The 12,608-nt window shown below is 66.5% G+C and carries 5 protein-coding genes and 4 pseudogenes; 4 read left to right on the top strand and 5 right to left on the bottom strand.

Translation table 11 applies throughout. The features are described 5' to 3' along the window. Positions 1-225: 225 nt before the first annotated feature. Both IO29_RS30680 and IO29_RS40275 read right to left on the bottom strand, forming a co-directional pair. Positions 226-1,065, bottom strand: a complete 840-nt coding sequence (locus IO29_RS30680) for a tyrosine-type recombinase/integrase (protein ID WP_234307706.1) — start codon at positions 1,063-1,065, stop codon at positions 226-228. 431 nt (positions 1,066-1,496) lie between these two features. After that, positions 1,497-1,757, bottom strand: a pseudogene (locus tag IO29_RS40275) (hypothetical protein); the annotation flags it as partial. A gap of 58 nt (positions 1,758-1,815) precedes the next feature. On the opposite strand from IO29_RS40275, the pseudogene IO29_RS30670 reads away from it, so the two are divergent. The 3 genes and pseudogenes from IO29_RS30670 to IO29_RS30660 all read left to right on the top strand — a co-directional run. Next, positions 1,816-2,664: pseudogene (locus IO29_RS30670) on the top strand (IS256 family transposase); the annotation flags it as partial. Between the two features lie 46 nt (positions 2,665-2,710). Continuing rightward, positions 2,711-4,795: an ISAzo13 family transposase gene (locus tag IO29_RS30665; protein WP_051708033.1), complete on the top strand. Its 2,085-nt coding sequence runs from the start codon at positions 2,711-2,713 to the stop codon at positions 4,793-4,795. A 13-nt stretch (positions 4,796-4,808) separates the two neighbouring features. Next, positions 4,809-5,264 (top strand): annotated as a pseudogene (locus tag IO29_RS30660) (transposase); the annotation flags it as partial. 498 nt (positions 5,265-5,762) lie between these two features. Here IO29_RS30660 and uvrA read toward each other — a convergent pair. From uvrA to IO29_RS30645, 3 genes are all read right to left on the bottom strand, one after another. Beyond that, the gene (uvrA, locus tag IO29_RS30655) at positions 5,763-8,654 is read right to left on the bottom strand and encodes an excinuclease ABC subunit UvrA (protein WP_078618585.1); all 2,892 of its coding nucleotides are present in this window, start codon (positions 8,652-8,654) and stop codon (positions 5,763-5,765) included. A gap of 104 nt (positions 8,655-8,758) precedes the next feature. Continuing rightward, entirely contained in the window at positions 8,759-10,876 is a 2,118-nt protein-coding gene (uvrB, locus tag IO29_RS30650; protein ID WP_030383340.1) for an excinuclease ABC subunit UvrB, read from the bottom strand. 442 nt (positions 10,877-11,318) lie between these two features. Next, positions 11,319-12,260, bottom strand: a complete 942-nt coding sequence (locus tag IO29_RS30645; protein WP_030383339.1) for a GlxA family transcriptional regulator — start codon at positions 12,258-12,260, stop codon at positions 11,319-11,321. A 107-nt stretch (positions 12,261-12,367) separates the two neighbouring features. Between IO29_RS30645 and IO29_RS37320 the strand changes: the two are divergent. Then, a pseudogene (locus IO29_RS37320) lies at positions 12,368-12,508 on the top strand (antibiotic biosynthesis monooxygenase); the annotation flags it as partial. Positions 12,509-12,608: the final 100 nt, after the last annotated feature.

The following is a 12,608-nucleotide window of genomic DNA, read 5'->3' as shown; positions in this document are numbered from 1 at the left end:
AACGCGGGCCTGACTTGGTGACCGATACAGGATCATTCGGGAAGGTACGCCCTTCGCGTGCCGTCCCGAAGACCGATCCACAAGTCATGAGCATTGCTCCAGTGCCCGGCCAGATGTCCGGAACGGTCCGGGCGGGGAAACGCTGCTGGGCTGCCATGGAACGGGTGAGCTGAGGCTCCAATCCAGCGGCCGGTGCGGAACCGGCACGCGTCAACGAAGTGATGGTCACCGGGCACCAGCTCCGAACAGCACATCGAGACTTTCCGGCCGATAGCCAGCTGCCGGAGGCGGGGCGACGCGACCGGCTGCCTGACGCCTCTGCTCGGCGTGGTGGGCCAACAGGCGCCGAATCACCACCTCCTTGCGAGGCGTGAGGTAAAGCTGCGTCGTGGTCAACTGAGCGTGACCAAGGACGAACTGGACATCTGTGAGAGGGAGGCTGGGGTCCTCGGACATCCGGTAGGCGGCGGTGTGCCGCAGCGCGTGCAGCGTCGCGGAAGTCCCTGCCTTGGCGTTCGCCCGCTCGAACATGCGGTGAACCGCGTGGTAGGTCAACGGCCTCGACGGCGAGCGCAGGGTCCACCACAGCGGAAGACGATGCCCGCGCGGGATCGCATCGTCCATCTCAAGCTGGTAGAGCCGCAGCCAGACGAACGCGTCGGTCGAGGCGGGAAGTTCCTGGACCTCGCCGGTGCCCTTGCGGACGACCGAGATCAGCTGACTCCCCGGATCGGCGCCGGACTGCCAGGTGCTGAGCAGCTCGCTGGCCCGTGCACCGGTGGAGACGTAGAAGGCAACCAGAGCCCGGTCCCGGTGCGAAGGGAGACGGGCGAAGATCTCGTTGAACTCCTCGTCAGGGACGCTGCGGGGCACCCGCTTGGGCACTCTCGGCCGGTACAGCCCTCCGCGTTCGTTCCGGGCCGGATCCATCGGGTTGCGATGGGCGTGAGCCCGACGGCCGCGACGTCCTCGGTCCAGTGGAAACGGGTTGAGGACCGGCCCGGTGCCGATGTCGCGGTGGAAGTCGTAGAAGGCTCGCAGCACTGTCTCGCTGTGCGCTCGCACCGAGGGTGCGTACGGCTTGCCCCCTGCGGCCCACCGGCCCGTTTCGCTCGGACGCCGCCAGTGCGGACGCCTCGGCTGCCCGGCGACCTGAAGCCAACGGGAGAAGTCCCTCGCCTCGATCCGACTCGCTCGGTCCCACGGAACCTTGACAGCCCACAGGAATCGAAACCGGCGCAACATGTCTATCCCATAGGAACGGGCCGTCGCCATCGAACGACCGGCTCCCTGGAGATCCCGCAGGAAAGCGCGGACTCCCTCGACCGGCTTACTGGCAGGGTCGACGAGCCGGTAGGGCTCCCACGGATCATCCATGGCCACCAGCTCCCCGACCAGGGGAACGGACAGGGCCGCCAAGTCTCGTGATGCCTCCATGGCCGACTCAACGACCTCCCCGCCACAAGGTCACTGACCTGCGAAAACTCCGCCGATAGTTCAGTCAACAGGTCGCTGTCCGAGCCCTTCTTGAACTCGATCACCACCGGGCTGCCGTTCTCGTCGAGCCCCAGGGTGTCGATCCGCCCGCGGTGCCAGGGGCCGGTCTGGTACTCCGATGCCAGGAAACGGACGCCCAGCATCTGCTCCAGGCCGGCCTCGACCCGCCGCTGCAGCTCCACCTCCAGCGCCACCGTCGAACCGGCCAGCTCGACATCCCGTCCGTCCGTGTCCTGCCGGAACATCATCAGCTCGGCCACCCGCGCCCCCGGGACTGTAAATCGTTCGGTGTAACTCCCGATCATGGAAGATGCATCGATGACCAGTGAGAACGTGGCCGAGCAGGAGACTGTCGAGTCGGCAGCGGCTGTGTCGGCGAAGGCCGTGGACGACCAGTTGATCGACGAGCTGGTGAACCGGGCTCAGGCCGAGGGCCTGCAGCTGACCGGTGAGGGCGGACTGTTGCAGCAGCTGACCAAGCGGCTGCTCGAATCGGCCCTGGAGGGCGAGATCACCGACCACCTCGGCTATGAAAGGCACGATCCGGCCGGCAAGGACGGCGGCAACTCTCGCAACGGCAAACGCTCCAAGACCGTCCTGACCGAGGTCGGGCCGGTGGAGATAGCCGTGCCCCGCGACCGGGACGGCTCCTTCGAGCCGAAGATCGTCAAGAAGCGGCAGAAGCGCCTGACCGGCGTCGACGAGATGGTGATCTCGCTGGCGGCGAAGGGCCTGACCACCGGTGAGGTCCAGGCCCACCTGGCCGAGGTCTATGGCGCCGAGGTCTCCCGCCAGACCATCTCCACCATCACCGACAAGGTCCTCGAGGGCATGGCCGAATGGCAAAGCCGCCCCCTCGACGCCGTCTATCCGGTGGTCTTCATCGACGCCATCCACGTGAAGATCCGCGACGGCGCCGTCGCCAACCGGCCCATCTATGTGGCCCTGGCCGTCACCACCGAAGGCCGACGCGAGATCCTGGGCCTGTGGGCTGGCGACGGCGGTGAGGGCGCCAAGCACTGGCTGCACATCCTCACCGAGGTCAAGAACCGCGGTGTCAGCGATGTGCTCATGCTCGTCTGCGACGGGCTCAAGGGCCTGCCCGAGGCGGTGGAGACGGTCTGGCCGAGGACGATCGTGCAGACCTGCGTCGTCCACCGAAGCCGTAAGGAAATAACACGTTGCTTCGTGAGGACGCGTTCGTTGGTCTGGTATGCGAATATCCGACGAGGCCCGTGTCCTGCTGACCCGGCGGTTCGAGGTCCTGCTCCCGCACCTGAACGAACGGCAGCGCCGTCTCGCCCTGGCCACCGAGGCCCGGCTGCTGGGCCATGGTGGTGTGAGGCTCGTGGCGAGAGCTGCCGGGGTCAGCGAGACTACGGTTCGCAGAGGTGTTTTCGAACTTGAAGGCGGCACCGGATCGCTGCCAGAAGGCCGTGTCCGGCAGGCGGGCGGCGGGAGGATGCGCGTCGAGGACGTGGACCGCGAGCTCGTCCCTGCGCTGTTGGCGCTGGTGGAGCCGGATGAACGGGGCGATCCGATGTCTCCGCTGCGCTGGACGACCAAGTCGCTGCGCAACCTCGCGGAAGAACTGACTCGGCAGGGGCATCCGGTCTCCGCTCCGACCGTCGGCCGGTTGCTGAAGGAGCAGGGCTTCAGCCTGCAGGCCAGTGCCAAGACCCTGGAGGGGAAACAGCACCCCGACCGTGACGCGCAGTTCCGCTATCTCAACGAGCAGGTCAAGGAGCATCAGTCCGCCGGACAGCCGGTGATCAGCATCGATGCCAAGAAGAAGGAACAGCTGGGGCAGTTACCCAATCCCGGCCGGCAGTGGCGACCGGCAGGTGATCCAGTACAGGTGGAGGACCACAGCTTCTACTTCATCGGCCCCGACGTCGACGTGGCGATCCCCTTCGGCATCTACGACCTGGCCAACGACAGCGGCTGGGTGAACGTCGGTACCGACCACGACACCTCCGTGTTCGCCGTCGAGTCAATTCGCCGCTGGTGGCAGGCGCGCGGACGGGCGGACTACCCGGATGCCAACCGCTTGTTGATCACTGCGGACTGCGGAGGGTCCAACAGTTACCGCTACCGGTTGTGGAAGGCCGAGCTTGCCGCCTTCGCCGCCCAGACGGGTCTCACCGTGACTGTCTGTCACTTCCCGCCGGGTACCTCGAAGTGGAACAAGATTGAGCACCGGCTGTTCTCCCACATCACTATGAACTGGCGCGGCAGGCCCCTGACCAGCTATGGAGTCGTCGTCAACAGCATCGCTGCGACCCGCACCCGTACCGGCCTGCGCGTTCATGCCGAGCTGGATGCCGGTGCCTACCCGGTGGGCATCTCCGTCAGCCGCGACCACCTGCGCTCTCTACCGATCACGCCCCATGACCAGCACGGATCCTGGAACTACACGATCGCCGCCGCCGGTGCCGAGAACGGCAGCCAGGTCAGCCCCAGCGATCGAGACCGCGCCAGGGCGCAGGTCCTCACGATGCTCACCGACCCCCGCTTGAGCGGCATGACCGCATCGGAACTGGACACGCTGCGCGACCAGTTGGCCCCCGCACAAGCCGCCCAGGCGGAACAACGCAAGTTCCAACAGCGCGGAGGCCGACGGCTGCAGGCCCCCGGAGCCCACGGCAGACCCCTGCTCTCGAACGCCGATCGTGTCCTGATCACCGTGATCTACTTGCGCCGCGTCTGTTCCCAGAAGGTCTTGGTCGATCTGCTGGCCATCAACGCGGTCACCATCGGCAAGGTCATCGGTGAGACCCGCACGCTCATGGACGCACAGAAAATCACCGTCACCCAGACCGCGCATTACTTCTCCTCCGCCCGGGAACTGCGTGACTGGGCGGAAGGCGGTGCGACCACCAGTCGCATGGAACTCTCCCAAGCTCTGTCCCACCCCGCCCTCACCGGCATGCCTCGATCAGACCTCCAGGCACTGATCGACCGGATCACCCTGCCCTACCAGGCCGCCCTTGAAGAACGCCGGCATCGCCAGCGCGGCGGTGACAGGCGACCCGGAACCCGCGGCGGCCTCTTCCGCCAAAAGATCACCGACGCCGACCGAATCCTGGCAACTGTCCTTTCCCAACGAGGTCTATGCGACCAACAGGCCCTGGCCGCCGTGTTCGGCGTCAGCCGCGGCACCATCCGCAACGCCATCGAGGACGTCCAGCCTCTCCTCGACCAGCATCAATACGTCGTGACACCCGCCGAACGACGCTTCGCCACGGCCGCCGACGTACTCAAATTCGTCGCGGAAAAAGGGGAAACACCATGTTGATTCCTTACGGCTTCACCTGCTGCGGAACTCTTTCCGCTATGCCGCCCGCCAGGACTGGGACAAGATCGCCAGGCTCCTCAAGCCCGTCTACACCGCTCCGACCGAGGAGGCCGCCCTGGAGCGGTTCGCCGAGTTCGCCGACGCCTGGGGCAGGAAGTATCCGGCGATCGTGAAACTGTGGGAGAACGCCTGGGAGGAATTCACTCCCTTCCTGCGGTTCGACACCGAGATCCGCCGCATCGTCTGCACCACCAACGCGATCGAGTCGGTCAACGCCCGGATCCGGCGAGCGGTCAAGGCCCGCGGCCACTTCCCGAACGAGCAGGCCGCACTGAAGTGCGTCTACATGGCGATCATGTCGCTCGACCCCACCGGCAAGGGCCAGGCCCGCTGGACCATGCGCTGGAAGACCGCACTGAACGCCTTCGACATCACCTTCGACGGCCGGCTCTCAGCGGCCTGCCAGTAACCCAACCACCCCAGTTACACCGCTCGTTTGACAGACCCGCGCCCCCTCCCGCGATCTCTGCAAGGAAGCCAATCGAACGAACGCCCTGGTTATTCCACCTCTAGCGCGCCGGACCGTCTGGTGGCGCCGGTTCACGCTGCGGGGTAGCTGTGATTGAGCGCGCTACTTGGCGGTTGAGCGGCGGATCTGGCGGATGGGGCATTCCGCAGGTCAGCGGCCCGGGCGGGTCGCGTGCCGCCCGGCTTGGGCGCGGTCCGGGGCCGCAGTGACGGCAATACGTGCAGGTCAGGGCGTTGCACAGTGAGCACTGAAGTTGCCGAGTCCCGCCAGGTAGCGAGCTCAGTCAGCACCACCACCAGGCCCTTGCCCACTCAGCGAGGTCTGCGCCGGAGCGTGACGTGCTGACGGGATCCGCGGTGTGCGCGCGGGGCGAGCTTGGGCGCGCCGCCACCCGAATCTCTGCAGCGCAGCCGGTTCGGGGCCAAGGCCCGGTCGGCATCAGCGTCGGCGGGCGGTTCGCTGGGGCATTGTGCTGCGGTGTGGGTGTTGGGTGGCCAGGATGTCGCGCAGGTATGCGCCGGTGTGGCTGGCTTGGGCTTTTGCGATGTCCTCGGGTGTGCCTTGCGCCAGCAGGAGGCCGCCGTCTGCGCCGCCTTCGGGTCCCAGGTCGATGATCCAGTCGGCGGTTTTGATGACGTCGAGGTTGTGCTCGATGACGATGACGGTGTTGCCCTTGTCCACGAGGCCGGAGAGGACCTTCAGCAGTTTGCGGATGTCTTCGAAGTGCAGGCCGGTGGTCGGTTCGTCCAGGACGTAGACGGTGTGTCCGGTGGACCGTTTCTGGAGTTCGCTGGCGAGTTTGAGGCGTTGGGCCTCTCCGCCGGAGAGGGTCGTTGCGGGCTGTCCGAGCCGGATGTAGCCGAGTCCGACCTCCGTGAGGGTGTTGAGCTGGCGGGAGATGGCCGGCATGGCTTCGAAGAAGTCGGTGGCCTCTTCGATGGTCATGTCCAGCACGTCGGCGATGGACTTTCCTCGGTAGCGGACTTCCAGGGTCTCCCGGTTGTAGCGGGCGCCGTGGCAGACCTCGCAGGGGACGTAGACGTCGGGGAGGAAGTTCATCTCGATCTTGATGGTGCCGTCGCCCGAGCAGTTCTCGCAGCGGCCGCCTTTGACGTTGAAGGAGAAGCGGCCGGGCTTGTAGCCGCGGACTTTCGCCTCGATGGTCTCGGCGAACAGTGCGCGGATGTGGTCGAAGACGCCGGTGTACGTGGCCGGGTTGGAGCGTGGGGTGCGGCCGATGGGGGACTGGGACACCTGTACGACCTTGTCGACGAGGTCGTCGCCCTCTACTCGGGTGTGGCGTCCGGGGACGGTGGCGGCGCCGTTCAGTTCGCGGGCCAGGTAGGTGTAGAGGATGTCGTTGACCAGGGTCGACTTGCCGGACCCGGAGACGCCAGTGACGGCGGTGAACAGGCCCAGCGGGAAGGCCACGTCGATGTCCTGGAGGTTGTTTGCCCGAGCGCCGCGGACGATGAGCTGTCGGGAGGGGTCGCGTTCCCGGTGGGAGGCGGGGACGGGGATCGTCTTGCGGCCGGAGAGGTACTGGCCGGTGAGGGAGGCCGGATCGTCGAGCAGTCCCTCAAGATGGCCGCTGTACACGATTTCGCCGCCGTGGTCGCCCGCGCCGGGGCCGACGTCGACGATCCAGTCGGCGAGCTTGGCGGTGTCCTCGTCGTGTTCGACGACGATGAGGGTGTTGCCCATGTCGCGCAGGCGGACGAGGGTTTCCATGAGTCGGTGGTTGTCCCGCTGGTGCAGGCCGATGGACGGTTCGTCGAGGACGTAGAGGACGCCGACGAGGCCGGAGCCGATCTGGGTGGCGAGCCGGATGCGCTGGGCTTCTCCGCCGGAGAGGGTGTCGGCGGCGCGGTTCAGTGACAGGTAGTCGAGGCCGACGTCGACGAGGAAGCGCTGGCGCTCGTTGACTTCTCTGAGGATGCGGTCGGCGATCTTCATCTCGCGTGGGGTGAGGTCGAGTTCTCCCAGAAAGATCGCGCAGTGGCCGATCTGCAGGGAGGAGACCTCGGCGATCGATTTGCCGGCCAGGGTGACGGCCAGGCTGATCGGTTTGAGGCGGGCTCCGTTGCATGCGGGGCAGGGCACCTGGCGCATGTAGCCCTCGAAGCGTTCGCGGCCTGCGTCGCTCTCGGCGCTGTGGTGGCGGCGCTGCACGAACTGCACCGCGCCTTCGAAGGGGGTGGTGAAGTGGCGTTCGCGGCCGTAGCGGGTGCGGTAGCGAACCTCGATCGGCTTCCTGTAGCCGTGGAGCAGGGCCTTCTTGGCCCGTTGCGGCAGGCGGGCGAAGGGGGCGTCGGTCCGGAAGCGCAGGGCGTCGGCCAGGGCGTCGACCAGCCGGGCGAAGTGCTCTCTGGAATGTCCGTGGGCCCAGGGGTGGATCGCTCCCTTCTCGAGCGTCTTCTCCGGGTCGGGGACGATCAGTTCGGGGTCGACCTCCATGCGCGTGCCGATGCCGGTGCACTCGGGGCAGGCCCCGTAGGGCGAGTTGAAGGAGAAGGAGCGAGGTTCCAGGTCCTCGAAGTAGAGGTCGTCTGTGGGGCAGTACAGGTGCTCGGACAGGATGCGTTCGCGCTCGGGGTCGTCGTCGGGCAGGTCGACGAACTCGAGGACGACCATGCCGCCGGAGAGTTTCAGGGCTGCCTCGACGGAGTCGGTGAGGCGGACTCTGGAGGACTTCTTCTTCGCGGTGAGGCGGTCGACGACCACGTCGATGGTGTGCTTCTGCTGCCCGCGGAGGTTCGGCGGCTGGGAGAGCTGGATGATCTGTCCGTCGACCCGCGCGCGGGCGTAGCCCTTGATGTGGAGCTCGCTGAAGAGCTCGGTGAACTTTCCCTTGCGGTCGCGGACGAGGGGGGACAGGACCTGGAAGCGGGTGCCGTCGGGAAGCTTGAGGATCTTGTCGACGATGTCCTGTGGCGACTGGCGTGAGATCGGCCGGCCGCACTCGGGGCAGTGCGGCCGGCCGACGCGGGCGAACAGCAGCCGCAGGTAGTCGTACACCTCGGTGATGGTGCCGACCGTGGAGCGTGGATTGCGCGAGGTCGACTTCTGGTCGACGGACACCGCGGGGGAGAGGCCTTCGATGAAGTCCACGTCGGGCTTGTCCATCTGGCCCAGGAACTGGCGGGCGTATGAGGACAGCGATTCGACGTAGCGGCGCTGCCCCTCGGCGAAGATGGTGTCGAAGGCCAGAGACGACTTGCCCGACCCGGACAGGCCGGTGAAGACGATGAGGGAGTCGCGCGGCAGGTCGAGCGAGACGTCCTTCAGGTTGTGCTCGCGCGCGCCACGGACGATGAGACGGTCTGCCACGCCGGTCCGCACCTTTCTTCAGGGAAGGGACAGGCCGTGATCCCGGTGCTGCCTCAAGTTTGGGAGAGTGCTGAGTCCCGCCGGCACCGCCACGGCCTGCTGGGTCAGGCGAGGTCCGACTCCTGCATGCTGCGCAGCTCCTTCTTCATCTCGTGGACCTCGTCGCGGAGCCGGGCGGCGAGCTCGAACTGCAGCTCGGCTGCCGCGGCGCGCGTGCGCTGTGTCAGTTCTTCGATCTGCTCGGCGAGCTGGGCTGCTGGACGTTCCGTGGGTACGGACCCCGGCGAGGCGGGCTCGGTGAGCTGACCGCCGAGTCCGGGCATCAGCGGAACGGTGACGCCTCCGGCTGCCTGCCGGTATCCGGTGGCGAGGAGGTGGTCGGTGTCGATCTCCTCGCTGGCGATCCGGGCCACGATGTCGTTGATCTTCTTGCGCAGCGGCTGCGGGTCGATGCCGTTGGCCTCGTTGTACGCGATCTGTATCTCGCGGCGCCGGTTGGTCTCGTCGATCGCTTTGCGCATCGCGGGGGTGATCCGGTCGGCGTACATGATGACCTGCCCGGACACGTTGCGTGCGGCCCGGCCGATGGTCTGGATGAGCGCAGTGCCGGAACGCAGGAACCCCTCCTTGTCGGCGTCGAGGATCGCGACCAGGGACACCTCGGGCAGGTCGAGGCCCTCGCGGAGCAGGTTGATGCCGATCAGCACGTCGTACTCGCCTGCGCGCAGTTCACGCAGCAGTTCCACGCGGCGAAGGGTGTCGATGTCGCTGTGCAGGTAGCGGACCCGGATGCCGAGTTGTGTGAAGTGCTCGGTGAGGTCCTCGGACATTTTCTTGGTGAGCGTGGTGACCAGGACCCGTTCGTCCCGCGCGGTGCGGGTGCGGATCTCGTCGACGAGATCGTCGATCTGGCCGTCGGTGGGCTTCACCACGACCTCGGGATCGAGCAGCCCGGTCGGCCGGATCACCTGCTCCACCACGCCGTTGCTGCGGGAGAGCTCGTAGGTTCCCGGCGTCGCCGAGAGGTACACGGTCTGGCCCACGCGCTCCCGGAACTCCTCCCACGTCAGGGGGCGGTTTTCCAGGGCGGAGGGCAGCCGGAAACCGTGGTCGATCAGGATGCGTTTGCGGGCGGCGTCGCCCTCCCACATGGCGCCGATTTGCGGGACGGTGACGTGGGACTCGTCGATGACCAGCAGGAAGTCTTCCGGGAAGTAGTCCAGCAGCGTGTTGCCCGGTGCTCCCGGGGAGCGGCCGTCGAAGTGCATGGAGTAGTTCTCCACGCCGGCCGAGGTGCCGGTCTCCCGGAGCATCTCGATGTCGTAGGTGGTGCGCATCCGCAGCCGCTGAGCCTCCAGGTGTTTGCCCTGCTTCTCCAGCTCGGCCAGACGTTGGGCGAGCTCCGCCTCGATGCCGTCGATCGCGCGCTCCAGGCGCTCGGGGCCGGCGATGTAGTGGGAGGCGGGGAAGACGTGCACCTGCTCCTCCTCACCGACGACTTCGCCGGTGACCGGGTTCAGCGTGGTCAGCGCTTCGATCTCGTCCCCGAACATCTCGATGCGGATGGCGAGCTCTTCGTAGACGGGGAAGATCTCGACGGTGTCGCCGTGGGCCCGGAAGGTGCCGCGGGCGAAGGACGTGTCGTTGCGGGTGTACTGGTTGTCGACGAAACGGCGCAGCAACTCGTCGCGGTCGATCTCTTCGCCGACCCGCAACGGAATCATCCGGTCCACGTACTCCTGCGGGGTGCCCAGGCCGTAGATCGTGGACACGGAGGCAACCACAATCACGTCCCGGCGAGTGAGCAGGGAGTTCGTCGCCGAATGCCGCAGCCGCTCCACCTCGTCATTGACCGAGGAATCCTTCTCGATATAGGTGTCCGTCTGCGGGACGTACGCTTCGGGCTGGTAATAGTCGTAGTAGGAAACAAAATATTCGACTGCGTTGTTCGGCAGCAGCTCCCGGAATTCGTTGGCCAGTTGGGCGGCCAGCGTCTTGTTCGGAGCCATCACCAGGGTGGGTCGCTGAAGCTTCTCGATCATCCAGGCGGTGGTGGCGGACTTGCCGGTGCCGGTCGCACCGAGCAGCACCACATCCTTCTCACCGGCCGCGATGCGTCTGGTCAGCTCAGCGATTGCCGCCGGCTGGTCGCCGCTGGGCTGGTAGGGGCTGACGACCTCGAAGGGATCCCCTGTACGTTCAATATCAGAAACAGGACGCATGCAAGCACTCTAAGGCCGGTACGGTAATAGGGCTCGGCCAGAGATTCCCGAGGCGGATCAGGAGATCCTCCGCGCACCCGCGACAGTCGGTCCGCAGATAGACGTCGAGGTCTCCCGACGATGGAGGTTCCTACGCCATCCATCCGAAAGACCTCGACGTGTCCGACGCTACCCCGCCGGCCGGGTTCGGCCGCCCTGACCTGACCGCCTTCGCGGCTCATCCCAATCGACCCTGATCGGGTCTGCTGACCCCCTCGACGAGAACGCAGCGACATCACAGCCACCCAACCCCGACCGTCCGGGAAGCCGGGGCACGTCACATGGCCTGTGCTGCGGGCGTGTCGAGTGGGTCGTCCAGGGGCGACGCAGGAGCGTCGACGCGACGTGCTGAGAGGTGGTTCCAACCGAGCGCTAGGACACCGGCTACAGGCATGGCGATAGGTCAGGAACGGCGTCGCTCCCTGCGCAGGAGGGAGCGCAGAGTCTCGGCGTTCGCGTAGCCGACCCGTCGCGCGATCTCGGCGGAGGTGAGGTCCGTGGTTGCTGAGAGGTGCCGAGCTCGTTCGATGCGAAGCCGTTGGACGAAGCCGAGCGGAGTGAGGTTGAGCGCCGCACGGACTCGTCGTTCGAGGGTGCGCCGGCTGGTGCCGAGCGACTGCGCGACGACGGCGACGTTGAACGGTTCGTCCAGGCGGACGCGCACGAAGCGTTCGAACTCGACGACGATCGGGTCCTCGTGCCGGAGATGTTCGTAGGCGACGAAGGCCGCCTGCGACGGGCGCTCGTCGATGATGAGGAGCTTGGCGACATGTTGGGCCAGGTCGGGGCTGATCGATCGCACGAGTGAGAGCGCGAGGTCGATGTGGGCGAAGGCGGCGCCGGCGGTGACGAGGTTCCCGTCGACCACGACCATGGTGTCGAGATCGAGGGCGACGGTCGGATAGCGCTTCAGGAACTCCGGCCCCAGGAACCAGCTGGTCGTCGCCCGCCGATGATGCATCCGTCCGGTCTCGGCGACGGCGAACACGCCGGTGCACGCCGCGGCGATCCGGGTGGTCGCGTCGTCGAGGCGCCCGAGTGAGGCGATGACCGAACGAGCATCTCGGCTCTGGAGGGCGTCGTGGGTCGCGGCGGCCGTGAGGGTTCCAAGCGCAGGGACGACGACCACGTCGAACTCTCCGGACTCCGAAAGCGGGTGGTCCACCGACAGGGTCATCGATGCCGTCGTGGTCACTCGCCGTTTCGGTCCGAGGATGGCGAGTTCGATCGGGTCGATCCGCGGGTCGACATCGCCGCGGGCTCCGTCGGCCACCCGCACGATGTCGATGACCGACGCGACCGCCGAACCGAAGCAGCCGTCGATCGCGATCAGTCCGATATGCATGGCGCGAACAATAGCAATACTGCCGTATACGCCACTCCCCACCGGCCCTCGCTCGTCATACGCTGAACTCGCCCCACGAAGAACCCCGACTTCAAGGAGAACCCCTCATGTCCACACCCGCATCACTTCCGTATGCCTTCGTCGCCAAGATCGTCGCGGCCGATGGACAGCACGACGCGCTCGCCGATCTGCTCGCCGGCGCTGTCGCACTCGCCAACGAAGAAGTAGGAACGATTGTCTGGTTCGCGGCTAGTGTCCTGCGCCAGTAGTTGATCGTTAGTTGTGGTGTGACTTCTGCTGCTGGTGCGTCTGTTCCTCGTCGAGGCCCGAAGCTGGAGCCGCTGCTGC

The organism is Streptomyces sp. NRRL F-6676, from assembly GCF_000725625.1.
GTDB lineage: Bacteria > Actinomycetota > Actinomycetes > Streptomycetales > Streptomycetaceae > Streptomyces.
This window is presented reverse-complemented; position numbering and strand designations above follow the sequence as displayed.